We start from the raw sequence: 15,793 nt of genomic DNA, 5'->3' as shown, positions 1-15,793 counted from the left end.
CCGCAAACCCATACCGCCCCACCTTCGACAGCGTGCGGCGACGGTGCGAATGGCAAAGGCAACAGCATCGAAAGGTGAGGAGATTGGTAGGTGACGACCGTGGGTCGTCACGCACAACCCCACCCCGCCCGGCCCAGCCGCAGAACCTGCTTTATGCTTTTAAAGGCCTTCCTAGCTAAAATGCCAGCATGAACACCTCCCCCTACGACACCACCCGCCTCAGCGAACTGGCCCAGCTGCTGATCGACAACGTCCGCGAACTCGCCCACGCCGGCTGGACCCCGGCCACCAGCAGCAACTTCTCCCACCGCCTGGATGACCGCCACGCGGCGATCACCGTATCCGGCAAGGACAAGGGCCGGCTGGTGGAGGACGACATCATGGTGGTGGATTTCGACGGCAAGGCCGTCGGCCGGCCGCTACGCCCGTCCGCCGAAACCCTGCTGCATACCCAGCTGTACCGCCGCTTCCCGGAAATCGGCTGCGTGCTGCACACTCATTCGCCGGTGCAGACCATCGCCTCGCGCCTGTACGCGCCGCAGGGCCATATCCGCCTGGAGGGCTATGAGCTGCTCAAGGCCTTCCACGGCAACAGCACCCACGAGATGGCCATCGAGGTGCCGGTATTCGCCAATACCCAGGACATGGACGTGCTGTCGGCCCAGGTCGACGCCCTGCTGGATACCCAATGCCTGTGGGGCTACCTGATCGACGGCCACGGCCTGTACGCGTGGGGCCGTACCATGGCCGAAGCGCGCCGCCATATGGAGGCCTTCGAGTTCCTGTTCCACTGCGAGCTGGAGCTGCGCAAACTGCGGGGCTGACGTGGGCGGCTCCGGGCCTCCCGCCGTTCATGGGGAGCCGGCCAGCGGCCGGCACTACCCCGGGGCAGATTCCTGAAGAGAATCTGTATTCCGCGCTTCACCATCAGCGCACCGCCCCTGTCCCGGCGCCGCACTGGTACCCTTTCCTTCCCCCTCTTCGCCTCGCTGCCGCCGCCATGAGCCGACTCCGCATTTTTGCCGACACCGCCCCGGACGCCCCGCTGCTGGACAGCCGCGATGGCGCGACGATCGCCGCCGAACTCAAGCAGATCGGGGTCACCTTCGAACGCTGGCAGGCCGCCCATGAGGTCGCCCCGGGCGCCAGCCAGGAGGAGGTGTTTGCCGCCTACAAGACCGACATCGACCGCCTGGTGGCCGAGCACGGCTTCAAGAGCGTGGACGTGGCCTCGATCGCCCCGGACAACCCCAACCGCGCCGAGCTGCGCAAGAAGTTCCTGGACGAGCACTTCCACAAGGAAGACGAGGTGCGCTTCTTCGTGGCCGGCTCGGGCCTGTTCACCCTGCACGTGGACGGCAAGGTCTACGAGATCGAGTGCGTCAAGAACGATTTGATCGCCGTGCCCGATGGCATCACCCATTGGTTCGACATGGGCGAAGCGCCCAATTTCGTCGCCATCCGCTTCTTCACCGAAGCCGATGGCTGGGTCGGCCATTTCACCGGCAGCGACATCGCCCAGCAGTTCCCGCGTTACCACCCCCAACAGCACCAGGCCGACTGATCCATGCCGCATCCGACCGTCATCCTCACCGATATCGAAGGCACCACCAGCAGCATTTCGTTCGTCAAGAACGTGCTGTTCCCGTATGCGCGCAAGGCACTGCCGGCGTTCGTCGCCGCGCACGGGCAGGAGCCGGAGGTGCGCCGCTGGCTGGATGCGGTGGCCGTGGAGATCGGCGGCGCCTGCCAGGACAGCCTGATCGTGGAAACGCTGCAGGGCTGGATCGACCAGGACCGCAAGCACACCGCGCTCAAGGCCCTGCAGGGCATGATCTGGGAAGCCGGCTACCGCAACGGCGACTACCAAGCGCACTTCTATCCGGAAGTGGCCGCCGTGCTCAAGGGCTGGCATGCCCAGGGCAAGCCGCTGTACGTGTATTCCTCCGGCTCGGTGCCATCGCAGAAACTGTTCTTCGGCTTCAGCGAAGCCGGCGACCTGACCGGGCTGGTCTCGGGCTGGTTCGACACCGAAGTGGGCGGCAAGCGCGAGGCGGACAGCTACCGCCACATCGTCGATGCCATCGGCGTGCCTGCCGGGCAGATCCTGTTCCTGTCCGATGTGGTGGAAGAGTTGGATGCTGCCCGCGAGGCGGGCCTGCAGACCCGTCTGCTGGATCGGCTTGAGGATTACCCGTTGCCGCGCAGTGGTGAAGCCACCCATGGCCATCACCGCGTCGAGAATTTCCAGCAGATCACGCTGTAACCTGGTACATCCTCCACGCCATGCGTGGATGCTGTTCGCGCGATGCCAGCACCGCGCCAGCCACGCATGGCGTGGCTCTACCGGATCACGTCTGCCAGGGACTGCAGGCGCAATGTGCTGCGCAGCGTCGCCAAATCCGCATCCGCCCGCAACCGGATCGCCACCGTCTCTCCCGGCACCAGGTCCAGCGCGTTGTCGTCGAGCGTGGCATCCAGCCCATCGAACCCGATCCACAGCGCACGCACCAGCGTGGGCGAGCGCAGCGTCAGCACGTAGCCGTCGCCATCGGCGCGCAACGCGCTGTCGATCTTCGCCGGGGCCAACGCCAGCGCCTTGGCCGGCACGAAATACACGACCTGCCGCGACAGCAGCTTCCCGCCATCCAGCAGCTCGGCCACCGCCACCGTGCGGGTCGGGTCGGCACCGTTCAACAGCTCCGCATCGGCAAACCGCCCCACCTCCAGCGCCGACAGCGGCGGCAACGCCACGCGGTGTTTGCGTGCGCTGCGCAAGGTGCCGTCGAGATCGATCACGCGCAGCCGCCACGTCGCCTGCAGACCCTGCTGCCGGTCGTTGAGCAGGCTGACCCGGGTCACCCCCTCGTCGCGCAATGCCGCTACCGCCTGGTCGGCGAAGAACCGCCTTGCGTGGAAATGCAGCGCCTTCCAGCGCCCGGCGTAATCGATGCTGGACCACGACGCGCCCGGCCACACATCGTTGAGCTGCCAGTACAGCGAGCCCATCGTGTACGGCCGCGATGCGCGATGGTGCAGCGCGGCCAGCTGGATGCCGTCGGCCTGCATCACCTGGCTCAGGTAGACGAATGCCGGGAAATCACGGGGCGTGCCGTACTCCTCCTCGATGTACTTGAGCAGGCGCTGGTTGCCCTCGCCCGCCATGAACTTCTGGTGCGCGCGCACCGTGGCGCTGTCCACGCGCTGCTCGACGGCGGGAATGATGCCGCCCAGGGTGCGCAGCAGCGGCCAGGCCTGCAGGCCGTATTCGGACATGAAACGCGGCGTTTCGCGCAGATAGGCGGTGACCGGCAGCGCCGGATTGCCCCACACCTGCCAGTAATGCTTGTCTCCGCGGGTGGAATCGTTGGCCTTTTCGTCCAGGTCGTTGCCCGGCGAGCTCGACCAGTACGGCACGCCCAGGCCCTCCTCGGCCACCACCTGGCGCAGGTCGTTGCCGAACAGGTCCACGTAGCCCTGCCAGACCTTCGCGGCGAAAGCAGGATCGGCCGCCGTCAGGTCACGGCCGTGGCCCCAGTCCTTCCACGCGGTCTCCTCCTCGTTGTTGCCGCACCACAGCACCACGCTGGGGTGATGGCGCAGCCGGCGCACGTTGTCGCGCGCCTCGGCCACCACGTTGGCGCGGAACGCCGGATCGTAGCCGGGCTGCATGCCGCCGCCGAACATGAAGTCCTGCCAGACCAGCAGGCCCAGTTCGTCGGCGATGTCGAAGAACGCATCGTCCTCGTAGTAGCCGCCGCCCCAGTTGCGCAGCATGTTCATGTTGGCGTCGCGTGCGGCGGTCAGTTCGCGACGGATCCGCGCGCTGTCCACGCGCGCCGGGAACATGTCGAACGGAATCACGTTGGCGCCCTTGGCGAAGATCGGCACGCCGTTGATCACGAAGGCGAAGCCCTGCCCGCCGGCGCGGTCCACCTCGCGGCGCAGCTCCACCGTGCGCAGGCCGATGCGCTGCTCGATGCGACCGGCCGCGGCGGCGTCCGGCCCCAGTGTGGCGCGCACGGTGTAACGCGCCTGCTCGCCCTGCCCGGCCGGCCACCAGCGCCGCGGCTGCTGCAGCGCGACCGGAACCGCGACGGTGTTGGCACCGGCCTTGAGCATCGCCTTGCGGTCGATGCGCGCCACGCGCCTGCCGTCCGGGTCCAGCACTTCGACCTGCAGCGCAGCCGAGCCCACCGCCGCGCTCTCCACCTCGACCGCGATCTCAAGCTCCGCCTCGGCCGCATCCAGGGCACGGGTGTGCACGGCCAGCGCGGTCAGGCGCTGGGCATCCCAGCTTTGCAGCCGCACCGGTCGCCAGATGCCGGCGGTCACGTAGCGCGGGCCCCAGTCCCAGCCGAAGTGATAACCGGGCTTGCGCACGAAATTGCCCACCATGGCGTCTTTGGGCTCATCGCCATACGGCGAGGGGTAATTGCCGGCGATCCTGTGCGGCATTGCCTGCACACTCGGCAGCAAGGTGGATATCGGCGAGCGCAGCACGATCTGCAGTTCATTGCCGGTGGCGCGCAGCCTGCCGTCCACCCGCGCACGCCAGGTGCGGTGGCTGTTGTCGGCCTGCAGCAGCGGCTGGCCGTTGAGGGTGACGGTGGCGAAGGTGTCCAGCCCCTCGAAGGCCAGCTCGGCATGCGCGCGCGCCAGGGTGGCCGCGTCCACGTCGAAGCGTGCGCGGTATTCCCAATCGGCCAGGCCGATCCACTGCAGGCCCGCCTCCGGTGCGCCCACGTAGGGGTCGGGGATCAGTCCCTGGGCCAGCAGGTCGGTATGCACCGCGCCCGGCACCTGCGCCGGACGCCACTGCTGCAGGCCCGGGTGCGCCGCGCCGTGCGCATCGCCGGGCAGCAGCCGGAACTGCCACTGCGCCTGCAGCGGCGCGGCGGCCAGCGGCAGCGCCCACGCTGCCAGCAGCAGCACCAGCAGCCAGGCCATCGAACGGATACGACAATGCATGCCCATGCCTACCCCGGGTTGGGCCGGCCGTTGGCCGGCAACGTCATCAAGCCAGCCGCGCTCAGCGCACCACGTTGAGCACTTCGTAGCACGCGCCCATGGTGTGGTAATCGGTCTTGCCGGCCGGGCTCTTCTCGTCGCTGTACTTGCGGTTGTCCGCGTCCAGGATGCGGTACCAGGCGCCATGGCGGTGGTCGATCATGTGCTGCCAGGCGTAGCCCCAGAGCTTGTCGTACCAGCCCCAGTACATGGCATCGCCGGTGCGCCTGGCCAGCAGCGCGGCGGTGGCCAGCGATTCGGCCTGCACCCAGAAATACTTGTCGTCATCGCAGACGCTGCCATCGGGCGCGAAGCCGTAATACAGCCCGCCACGCGCGGCGTCCCAGCTGCGCTCCACCGCCACATCGAACAGATGCCGCGCGGTCGGCACTAGCCAGTCGGCCTGTACGTGGCGGTCCAGAATCAGCAGAAGTTTGGCCCACTCGGTCTGGTGGCCCGGCTGGAAGCCCCACGGACGGAACAGGTGCTTGGGGTTGTCGCGGTTGTAGTCCCAGTCGATCTGCCACTGCCGGTCGTAGTGCTCCCAGACCAGGCCGTCGGCCTGCGCCGCCTGGCGGCGGGTCATGTGGTCGGCCAGCAGCAGCGCACGACCGAGGTAACGGTCCTCACCGCTGGCCTCGAACGCGGCCAGCATCGCCTCGCACATGTGCATGTTGGCGTTCTGGCCGCGGTAGTCGCTGAAGTTCCACTGCGCGTCGGCTTCGTCCTTGTACAGGCCGAACGCCGGTTCCCAGAAGCGCGTCTCCAGCAGCTGCCAGGTTTCGTCCATCCACGCACGGGCCTCGTCGATCCCGGCCTTGAGCGCGCAGCTGTAGGCCAGCAGCACGAAGGCCACGCCGTAGCAGTGGTTGGTGGCATCTTCGACCACGCCATCGCGCAGGGTCCAGGCGTAACCGCCGGTGGCCGGGTTGCGGTGTACCTGGCGCAGGTAGTCCACCCCGTGCACCACCGCGGCCAGGTCTTCGGGCTTGCCGAACTCGCGGTAGGCCATGGCATGGTTGAACACGAAACGGGTGCTGCTCACCAGGTGGCGGTGGCCGGCGTCGTAGACGCTGCCGTCGTCACGGTAGTAGTGGAAGAAACCGCCCTTGGGGTCGATTTCGTGCGGCTGGTAGAACGCCATGGTCTGGGCGATATGCGCGCGCAGGAACGCGGGCGAACGGAACTCGGGGCTGGGCGGAACCGGCGTGGTCATGCGGCGTCATCCTGTTGTTGCTGCAGCAGTTGCTGGACTTCATCGAGGCTGGGCATCGCGGCGAAGGCGCCCTTGCGGGTCACCGCCAGCGCACCGACGGCGGCGCCGAAACGGATCGCACCGGCAAGGGCGGCCGGGTCCTGGCAGAAGCCGGCGAAGGCGCTGCCGTCGCCGCCGCGCTCGCCGATCCCGAACAGCAGGCCACCGACGAACGCATCGCCGGCGGCGGTGGAATCCACGGTCTGCACCCGGAAGCCGGTGAGCACGCCCTGCCCGTGGCGGGTGCGCCAGTGGATCGGCGCGGCGCCATCGGTGACCACCACCGCCTGCGCGCGGGCAGCCAGCAGCCGCGCGATGACCGCATCATTGCCGCCGTCCTGCGCCGCGGCCAGGTAGTCCAGTTCTTCGCGCGAGAGCTTGACCAAGTCGGCCAGCGACAGCGCTTCCCACAGCCGCGGCAGCGGATCGACACCGGCCGGCCACAGCGCCGGGCGCAGGTTGAGGTCGATGCTGACCATCGCCCCGGCCTCGCGCGCGCGGCGCATGCCGTCCAGCGTGGCCTCGGCGATCTCCGCCTCGGTCAGGCTGTTGGAACACACATGGAAGCTGCGCGTGCCGGCAAAGCAGTTGGGGTGGAAGTGCCCGCTGCGGAACAGCAGGTCCGCCGCCGGCGGCCGGTAGAAGCTGAAACTGCGCTCGCCGTGCGCGTCCAGCGCGACGAATGCCAGCGCGGTCTTGGCCGCGTCGGTGCGCACGATGCAGTCGGTGGCCACCCCGGCGCCGGCCAGGCTGTCGGCGAGGAAGTCGCCGAACATGTCCTGGCCCAGCATGCCGGCGAAATGGGTATCGGCACCCAGCCGCGCGGCAGCCACCGCGACATTGGCCGGGGCGCCGCCGGCGTACTGCAGGAACGCGCGCGGGGTATCCGGCGAGGCCGGCGGCTGGGCGAGTAGATCGATCAAAATCTCGCCGAAACAGACGATCTTGGACATTTTGGCTCAGCTTTCCGGGCGGAATGCGGCGCTCGGGCGCGAGCCCGACAGACCGTAGTAGAGGATGTAGGCGTAGCAGACCAACGGCAGGATGAAGGACTCCTGCAGGCCGATGCGGTCGGCCAGCAGGCCCTGCAGGTACGGCACCACCGCGCCGCCGACGATGGCCATGATCAACAGGCTGGAAGCCTTGTTGGTCAGCGGCCCCAGGCGTTCGATGCTGAGCGCGAAAATGGTCGGGAACATGATCGAGTTGAACAGGCCGATCGCCACCACCGAGTACAACGCCACCTGGCCCTGGCTGAGCATGGTCAGCGCCAGCAGCGCCACGTTCATGCTCGCAAACAGGGTCAGCAGCACGCGCGGCGAGAACCGGGTCATGATCGCCGAACCGGCAAAGCGGCCGATCATCGCCATCGTCCAGTACGCAGATACGTAATGGGTGGCCTGCTGTTCGGTGAAGCCACCGATGGACGGCATCGACAGGTAGTTGACCAGGAAGCTGCCGATCGACACTTCCGCGCCCACGTAGAAGAAGATCGCCAGCACGCCGAACAGCACGTGCCTGTGGCGCAGCGCATCGAGCAGGGTATGCCTGCCGCTGTCGCCCTGTTCGGTGGTTTCGGTCAGCGCCGGCAGGCGGAACAGGTAGACGAACACCGCCAGCAGCGCCAGCGCGATGGCCAGGCCCACGTAGGGGCCCTGCACCGACTGCGCTTCCTGCACGCGGTAGGCGATCTGCTCGGCGGCCGGCAGCGCGGCCAGCTCGTCGGCACTCTTGACCGTATTGCCCAGGATCAACAGGCCGCCGAAGATCGGCGCGATCGCCGTGCCCAGCGAGTTCAGCGCCTGGGCCAGGGTCAGCCGGCTCGAGGCGGTCTGCTCGGGGCCCAGCAGGGCCACGTACGGGTTGGCCGCCACCTGCAGCACGGTGATGCCGGTGGCCAGCACGAACAGTGCGCCGAGGAAGGCTTCATACACGCGCAGTTCGGCCGCCGGCCAGAAGCCCAGCGCGCCGACCGCGGCGATGGCCAGACCGGCCACGATGCCCTTCTTGTAGCCCAGGTGAGCCACCAGCCGGCCGGCCGGCAGCGACATCAGGAAGTACGCCCCGAAGAAGGTGAACTGGACCAGCATCGCCTTGGCATAGTTCAGTTCGAACACCGCCTTCAGGTGCGGGATCAGGATGTCGTTGAGGCAGGTCAGGAACCCCCACATGAAGAAGATCGTGGTGGCCACGGCCAGGGCCATGCGCGTGTTCATCACCGGCGCGGACGAGGACGGGGTCGGCATGCGGGGGGTTGGGGAAATGGGCATTCGGTACGCGCCTCATTGCGCGGAAAGGTAAAGGGGGGAACGCGATCAGGCGGTGGCCGGGCCACTGCTGTCGCGGATACGCAGCTGGACCGGTGCCACAGTACGCTGTGGCGCGGCATCGGGGTGGTCGAGTCGTTGCAGCAGCAGTTCGGCGGCCTGCCGCCCGCGCTCGCGCGGGTTGACCGTCACCGTGGTCAACGGCGGCAGCGCCACGGCGGCCTCGGAAATATCGTCGAAGCCGGTGACGGCGAAGTCGCGGCCCGGTTGCACCCCGCGCGAGGCCAGGCCAAGCATCAGCCCCAGCGCGACGCTGTCGTTGTAGCAGACCGCCGCGGTGGGCGCGACCGCTTCCAGGAACAGCTCGCCGCTGCGTGCGGCCGCATCCAGGCGGCTGGGCGCAGACTCGATCAACCACGGCGCCTGCACCTCGATGCCGGCTTCCTGCAAGGCCTGGGCATAGCCGCTGCGGCGCTGGTGGCAGGAGCTGGACGCGGCATGGCCGCCGAAGAAGGCGATGCGCCGGTGGCCGCGCTCGATCAGGTGGCGGGTGGCCAGGTAGGCGCCCTGCTGGTTGTCCAGGGTCAGGAAATCCCAGTCGGCGCCGGGCAGTTCCCGGTTGAACAGCAGCACGTTGGCGTGCCCGAGCACCTGGCGCAGCTCGGCGGTATCGCTGCCTTCGGCCGGTGACAGGATCAACCCGGCCGGCATGTGTTCCATCAAGGTGGTCAGCACTGCCTGCTGGCGCTGCGGCGATTCGCCGGTGCTGCCCAGCAGGGTCACAAAGCCCTTGCCGCCCAGCGCTTCGTCCACGCCCGAGGCGAACTCGGCGAAGAACGGGTTGGACAGGTCATTGATCACCAGCGCCACGCTGGAGGAAGTGCGCCGGCGCAGGTTGGCCGCGCCACGGTTGTAGACATAGCGCTGCCGCCGCAGCTCGGCCTCCACCCGCGCACGGGTGTCGACATTGACCAGCGGGCTGCCGCGCAGCACCAGCGAAACGGTCGCGCGCGACACGCCGATCGCATCGGCGATATCGGTCACGGTCACCGCACGGCTGCCTTTGGCGCTGGAAGTGTCCTTGTCTTTCATCCTGTCGCGGGACTCCTGGGGTGGTGCAAGCCTAAACGATCGCATCCCACTGCGGACCACGCCCGTGCCGGCGGTCGGGGCCGACCGGCCCCGGCCACCACCAGCGGCGGCCGCAGTTCATTCCAGCGCCGCGCCCGGGGTGGCGCAATAGGACACCGGCAGCGCATCCACGCCGGTGCCCCAGCCACCGTGCGGTGCCTGGCTGCCCAGCGCGAAATCGATCGTGCCACCCTCGCGCAGGCGCGCCCAGTCCAGCCACACCGGCGCATGCGCCGCGCCGTCGACCTGCACGCCCTGGATGTACTGCAACCGGCGGCCGTCGGCACCGGCAGCGGTCAGGGCCAGGCGGCGGCCCTGACCCAGCGCCACCTCGGCGCGCGCAAAGCGCGGGGTATGCAGCAGGAACTGGCCACTGCCCGGCACCGCCGGGTAGAAGCCCAGCGCACTGAACAGGTACCAGGCCGACATCGTGCCCAGGTCATCGTTGCCGGTGACCCCGTTGGGCGCATTGGTGAACAACTGCTGGGCCGCGCGCAGCACGGTGGCGGTCTTCCACGGCTGGCCGATCAGGGTGTACATCCACGGCGCGTGCAGGTCCGGTTCGTTGTTGGGGTTGTAGCGGTACTGGTTGTAGTAGCTGTACGGCCCGACCACCCACTCCTTGCGCGCGGCGGTCAACGGCGCCTGCACCAGCGCGTCATAGGCGAAGAACGTATCCAGCCGGCGCGCGGCCTGCTCGCGGCCGTGCATGGCCGCCACCAGCCCGGGCACGTCCTGCTGCACCAGCCACTGGTACTGCCAGGCGGTGCCTTCATGGAAGCCATGGTGCGACCGTGGGCTGTACTTGCCATCGGCAGGCACATACCAGTTGCCGTCTTCCATCCGCGGCCGCGGGAAGCCGGCAAAGCCGCTCTGTTCATCGCGTACCTGCGGGTCCCAGACCTTCTGCCAGTTGCGCCCGCGCTGGCGCAGCAGCGCGGCATCGTCGGCATGGCCCAGGCCATCGGCCATCTGCGCCAGCGCGCAGTCGGCCAGCGCGTATTCCAGGGTGGCCGAACCGCCATGGTGCGGGTCCACGTCCATGCCCTTGGACGGGAACGCGCGGTCGTACTGCACAAAGCCATTGGCCAAGTAGCTGGGGTTGCCCGAGCGGCCGGCATGGCGCGAGTTCATCGGCGGCGTGCCGAACGCGTTCCTGCGCAATGCCGCGTAGGCCTGGGCCTGGCGGCCTTCCAGCGCGCCAAAGCGCCACAGGTCGACCAGGAACGGGGTCACCGGGTCGCCGGTCATGACATTGGTTTCAAAGTTGGCATAGCCCCAGCGCGGCAGCCAGCCGCCCTGCTCGTCGATGGCCAGCAGGCTGCGGCCGATATCGCGGGCGACCTCCGGCTTGGTCAGCGCCAGCCATTGATTCTGCGCGCGGTAGGTGTCCCACAGCGAGAAGTACTCGTAATAGGTCCAGCCGTCTGCGCGGTGGATGGCATCGTCGTAGCCGCGGTAGCGGCCGTCGGCATCGCTGCCGGTCAGCGGCTGTAGCAGTGCGTGGTACAGCGCGGTATACAGCACGGTGCGGTCATCGCTGCTGCCGCCCTGCACCTTTACCGCGGCCAGTTCCTGCCGCCACTGCTGCTGGGCCAGCAGGCGCATGCGCTCGAAGCCGAGCAGCTTGCCATCGGCCATGCCGTCGCTGCGCAGGTTGGCGCGCGCACCTTCCGCATCCACATGCGAGATCGCGCTGACCGCGGTCACCGCGCGGCCCTTGCCCAGGTCGAAACTGAGCCAGGCGCCGCTCGGCTTGAGTTCGCCTTCCATGCCATGCCGCGCGCCGGGCAGCCCGCCGCCCTCGCCCCAGGTGCCGAAGGCCTGGAACGGGCGGTCGAATTCGATCCGGAACCAGGTGGTGTACTGGTGGCCGCCGCAGAAGCTCTTGGTGACCAGCTTGCCTTCCACCACGCGGTCGCCGACCACGTCGACCACGCTGCCGATCACCGTATGGCGTTCGTTGGCCTGGCCGAGGTTGACCAGTACATGGCCGGTGCCGGCCTGCGCCGGGAAGGTGTAGCGTTCGGCCGCCGCGCGGGTGCGCGCGGTGGCTTCGGCGTCGATGCCGCCGTAGTTGGTCAGGCGCACCTTGTAGTAGCCGGCCTGGCCGACTTCACCCTCGTGGGTATAGGCCGAGGCGTAGCGCTTGTGGTCGAAACTCTTGGCGTCGTCGGTATCGAAATCGCCACCGGGGCCGATGCTGCCGGTCACCGGCAGCACCGAGACCTGGCCGCCCTGCTCCCAGCAGCCGGCGCCGGACAGGAAGGAATGGCCGAACCCGCGGATCTTGGGGTCGTCATAGCGCCAGCCGGCGTAATGCTCGCCGATCGGGCTGACCTGGATCAGGCCGAACGGGGCCGAGGCGCCGGGGAAGGTGTTGCCGTCGTCCTTGCTGCCGATGAAGGTATTGACCTCCCGCTCCAGCGCGGCCGGCGCAGCGGCCTGCAACAGCGGGGCGAACGACAGCGCCAGCAGGCAGGCCAGCCCTGCCAGTGGGCGGCGGGATGATTGAGGCGCGGTGGCGGACGGCAATCGACGCATGGCGGGATCCTGTGGCTCGGTGACGGTGCGGCGGCGGGAGCGTGCGTTCCGTGCCGGCGGCATCATGCCGGCTGCAGACCGCTCAAACCCCCTCCCCGGTGGATTTAGATCGATTCAAGTCGCAGGCCAAGTAGACCACGGGGTTTTCCGCGGTTGCATTCTGCGCCGCAGCATTGCCCTCCTGTCGCCCCTGCCAGCCACCTCCCTGGAGCCGCATATTGCGCAGCAGCATGCGTGTCCCGCCCGGCCGTGCTAAAAATCCGGCGCCAATCGTTTAGATCGATCCAACTTAAAACGGTCATGATTGCCGGGCGTGGGAGCCGGGGGACTGCCCAATGCATGCGGGATGCATAACGTACAGCGTCGTTCGAGACAGATCCGCCACAAAAATTAGATCGATACAAATTTCCAGTAGCCGCCACCGGTTCAATCCAAGGGAGAGAGTGGAATGAAACAGACTTCACGCATGCACGGCCGCGACACATTGTCCGCCGCGATCGCATTTGCCTTGGCCGCGGTGATGCTGCCGGCCGGCGCGTTCGCGCAGCAGGCCCCTGCGGCGACCTCCTCGCCGGAGGCGACCACGCTGGACAGCGTCACCGTCACCGGCTACCGCTATTCCATCGAAAAGAGCCTGCAGCAGAAGCGCGACGCCAACGCCGTGGTCGAAGTGATCACCGCCGAGGATGTCGGCAAGTTCCCCGACAAGAACGTCGCCGATGCGCTGCAGCGCGTGCCCGGCGTGGTGATCACCCGCAGTGGCGGCGAGGGCAAGAGCGTGAGCGTGCGCGGCCTGGCCCCGGACCTGACCCTGACCCAGTTGAACGGCAACTACGTCGCCTCCTCGGAAACCAACAACGAAGCCTCGCGTTCGTTCAACTACACCCTGCTGCCGTCGAACATGCTGTCCACCGCCGAGTTGTTCAAATCGCCGGAAGCGCGCATCGACGAAGGCGGCATCGGCGGCACGGTGATCCTGCGCACCCGCCGCCCGCTGGAGATGGAAACCAACTCCGGCTACGTCACCGTGGAAGGCACCTCCTCGGACACCAGCCACGACGTCGATCCGCAGCTGTCGGCGCTGTACTCCTGGCACAGCAAGGACGAGCGGTTCGGCGTGCTCATCGGCGCCACCCAGCAAAAACGCACCAGCCGCACCATGGAAGTGACCACCGAGGACTACCAGTGGTACGGCAACGGCACCGATGCGCGCGATGCGCACGGCAACCTGCTGCCGCAGGATGGCATCCACTACTGGTGGGGCCAGTCGGGCTTCAACAACCAGACCGGGAAGAACTACAGCGAGTTCTTCATGCCCACCTCGGTGAACTTCGCCGTCAAGGAAGAAGAGCGCGAGCGCAAGGGCGGCCAGCTGACCTTCCAGTTCAAGCCGCTGGACAACCTGACCCTGACCGCCAACTACTTCCGCTTCGAGCTGCAGGGCGACTACACCCAGAACATGCTCAAGGTGCCGGAGTGGAACATCGCCCGCTACAACCAGGACGGCAACTGGGCCGGTGGCCGCCTGCTCAACGGGCTGGACTTCGACCCCAGCGGCAGCATCGTCACCGGTGCGCAGTATGAAAAGCTGGCCGGCAAGACCTACTACTGCAGCGAAGAACAGGCCGCCGCGGCCGGCCTGCCGCCCGGCGGCTGGGGCCCGGACGACTGCACCATCCCGACCCCGCAGCTGACCGGTGGCTACAGCAAGGAAAAGGCGCTGTCGCAGACCGCCGACCTGACCGTGGACTGGGACATCAGCCCGCTGTGGAAGGCGTCCTTCACCGGCGGGCGCACCTGGTCCGAAGGTGGCCCGTCGATGAACTTCCGCATGTCGGCCAAGCCGCGCCGCCAGGTCGACGGCGTGTGGCAGTCCGGCAACAGCTACACCGGCTGGGATTTGAACGGCACCCCGTCGCTGACCGTCTCGCCGAACCTGCAGGACCAGATCATGGCCGGCATCGCCGAGGTCGACACCGGCTCCACCGACTCGTCGTGGATGCAGACCGAGGTCAAGCAGAACTACTTCCAGGCCGATGTCACCAAGCTGTTCGAGAGCGGCTGGCTGGACTCGATCCAGTTCGGCGCCAAGTACCGTGACGGCAAGGTGCACCGCAATACCGGCAACACCTACTGGGTATGCCAGGGCCTGGACCCGGCCGACTACGACAACAACCGCTACCAGGCCGGCTGCGATCCGACCGCCGGCAACGCCCAGCCCGGCTTCTTCCTGTCCAACCCGATCAACAACATCACCGGCGGTTTCAACGCCAACGTGTTCCCGGGCGTGGACTATCCGGCCTACATCAACTACCTCAACCAGACCTACGGCGGCTCGCACAGCCGCAAGGAAGAGGACTTCGTCTACAACGTCGAGGAGAAGATCTTCTCCGGCTACTTCCAGGCCAACTTCCGCACCGAACGCCTGCGCGGCAACGTCGGGGTGCGCGTGGTGCGGACCAAGCAGTTCGCCGAATCCAGCGATTCGGTGGAGCGGTTCAACGATTACTTCGTCGACAACGCCAGTGGCGCGCCGATGAGCTGCAACGACCCGGCCGCCGATCCCAGCCTGCGCTGCCAGGGCGGCTTCGTGCGCCTGCCCGATCCGCAGGTCCGCGACAAGATCTATGCGCTGTCCTCGCTGGAGAAGACCTACACCGACTTCCTGCCCAGCTTCAACATCGCCTGGGACATCACCGACAACCTGGTGCTGCGCGGCGCGGCCTCCAAGGTGATCGCCCGCCCGGGCTACACCGATATCGCCTACCCCGGCGGGCTGCGCTACGTCAGCGAGGAATACAGCAACGATCGTCGCGTCGCCGGCGGCACCGACACCCCCGGCTGGTACGGGTCGGGCAGCAACAAGGGCCTGCAGCCGTTCGAGGCGACCCAGTTCGACATCGGCCTGGAATGGTACTTCCAGCCCGGCGCGGTGGCCGGCCTGGCCCTGTTCCGCAAGAACGTGGACAACTTCACCGTACCGGTGGTGCGCGACCAGCAGATGAATGTCGGCGGCCAGACGGTGACGGTGCAGAAGTACGAGACCCAGGCCAACGGCCAGGACGGGGTGTCCCAGGGCGTGGAGCTGTACGCGCAGTACAGCTTCGATTTCGGCCTGGGCTTCCAGGCCAACTACACCTACAACGACACCAACCTGGCGGCGGTGGTGCTGGACGGCGTGGAGATCGGCGCCTCGCCGCTGGTCGGCAGCGCCAAGAACCAGGCCAACTTCACCGTGTTCTACGAGAACCAGAAGTTCCTGGCGCGTGCTTCCTACAACCGTCGCGGCGAAGTGGTCGGCGGCCTGAACAACGGGCTGACCCAGTACTCCGAACCCTACGACCAGCTGGACCTCAACGTGGCCTACAACTTCACCGAGGCACTGACCCTGACCGCCTCGGTGCTCAACGCCACCAAGTCCGAACAGCGCATCTACCTGGGCAACGACAGCAAGGCCCGCCTGCTGTCCAATGGCTACACCGGCCGCCAGCTGTACATGGGCATGACCTGGAAGTTCTAAGCCGCACCGGCCCACCACCGCAGGCGGGCCAACGGTCCTCCACGGCAGCCGCGCTGGTACAGGTGG

At 67.6% G+C, this 15,793-nt stretch carries 10 protein-coding genes; 4 read left to right on the top strand and 6 right to left on the bottom strand.

Annotated elements, in window-relative coordinates:
* Positions 1-188 precede the first annotated feature (188 nt).
* From IC535_RS06010 to mtnC, 3 genes are all read left to right on the top strand, one after another.
* Positions 189-824 (top strand): methylthioribulose 1-phosphate dehydratase, encoded by a 636-nt coding sequence (locus tag IC535_RS06010; protein ID WP_228885006.1) that lies wholly within the window; start codon positions 189-191, stop codon positions 822-824.
* 176 nt (positions 825-1,000) lie between these two features.
* Positions 1,001-1,564 carry a 1,2-dihydroxy-3-keto-5-methylthiopentene dioxygenase gene (locus IC535_RS06005; RefSeq protein ID WP_228885008.1) on the top strand — a complete coding sequence of 188 codons (564 nt, stop codon included), beginning with the start codon at positions 1,001-1,003 and terminating at the stop codon, positions 1,562-1,564.
* Positions 1,565-1,567: 3 nt separating this feature from the next.
* Complete coding sequence (gene mtnC, locus IC535_RS06000) at positions 1,568-2,266, top strand: acireductone synthase (RefSeq protein ID WP_228885010.1); 699 nt, start codon at positions 1,568-1,570, stop codon at positions 2,264-2,266.
* Positions 2,267-2,343: 77 nt separating this feature from the next.
* On the opposite strand, the gene IC535_RS05995 is transcribed toward mtnC, so the two are convergent.
* The 6 genes from IC535_RS05995 to IC535_RS05970 all read right to left on the bottom strand — a co-directional run bounded on the left by IC535_RS05995 (position 2,344) and on the right by IC535_RS05970 (position 12,207).
* Positions 2,344-4,971 (bottom strand): beta-mannosidase, encoded by a 2,628-nt coding sequence (locus tag IC535_RS05995; protein WP_228885012.1) that lies wholly within the window; start codon positions 4,969-4,971, stop codon positions 2,344-2,346.
* A 61-nt stretch (positions 4,972-5,032) separates the two neighbouring features.
* Positions 5,033-6,226: an AGE family epimerase/isomerase gene (locus IC535_RS05990; protein ID WP_228885014.1), complete on the bottom strand. Its 1,194-nt coding sequence runs from the start codon at positions 6,224-6,226 to the stop codon at positions 5,033-5,035.
* Positions 6,223-7,218 carry a carbohydrate kinase family protein gene (locus IC535_RS05985; RefSeq protein ID WP_228885016.1) on the bottom strand — a complete coding sequence of 332 codons (996 nt, stop codon included), beginning with the start codon at positions 7,216-7,218 and terminating at the stop codon, positions 6,223-6,225. Before IC535_RS05985 ends, IC535_RS05990 begins: the two co-directional genes overlap by 4 nt.
* 6 nt (positions 7,219-7,224) lie before the next feature.
* Positions 7,225-8,511 carry an L-fucose:H+ symporter permease gene (fucP, locus tag IC535_RS05980; RefSeq protein WP_228885247.1) on the bottom strand — a complete coding sequence of 429 codons (1,287 nt, stop codon included), beginning with the start codon at positions 8,509-8,511 and terminating at the stop codon, positions 7,225-7,227.
* A 69-nt stretch (positions 8,512-8,580) separates the two neighbouring features.
* Positions 8,581-9,624: a LacI family DNA-binding transcriptional regulator gene (locus tag IC535_RS05975; RefSeq protein ID WP_228885018.1), complete on the bottom strand. Its 1,044-nt coding sequence runs from the start codon at positions 9,622-9,624 to the stop codon at positions 8,581-8,583.
* Between the two features lie 117 nt (positions 9,625-9,741).
* Positions 9,742-12,207 carry a GH92 family glycosyl hydrolase gene (locus IC535_RS05970; RefSeq protein ID WP_228885019.1) on the bottom strand — a complete coding sequence of 822 codons (2,466 nt, stop codon included), beginning with the start codon at positions 12,205-12,207 and terminating at the stop codon, positions 9,742-9,744.
* A 448-nt stretch (positions 12,208-12,655) separates the two neighbouring features.
* Here IC535_RS05970 and IC535_RS05965 point away from each other — a divergent pair, with 448 nt between their 5' ends.
* On the top strand, positions 12,656-15,727 hold the full coding sequence (locus IC535_RS05965) for a TonB-dependent receptor (protein WP_228885026.1): 3,072 nt from the start codon (positions 12,656-12,658) through the stop codon (positions 15,725-15,727).
* Positions 15,728-15,793 lie beyond the last annotated feature (66 nt).

The organism is Stenotrophomonas rhizophila, assembly GCF_020857975.1.
Lineage (GTDB): Bacteria > Pseudomonadota > Gammaproteobacteria > Xanthomonadales > Xanthomonadaceae > Stenotrophomonas > Stenotrophomonas rhizophila_C.
This window is presented reverse-complemented; position numbering and strand designations above follow the sequence as displayed.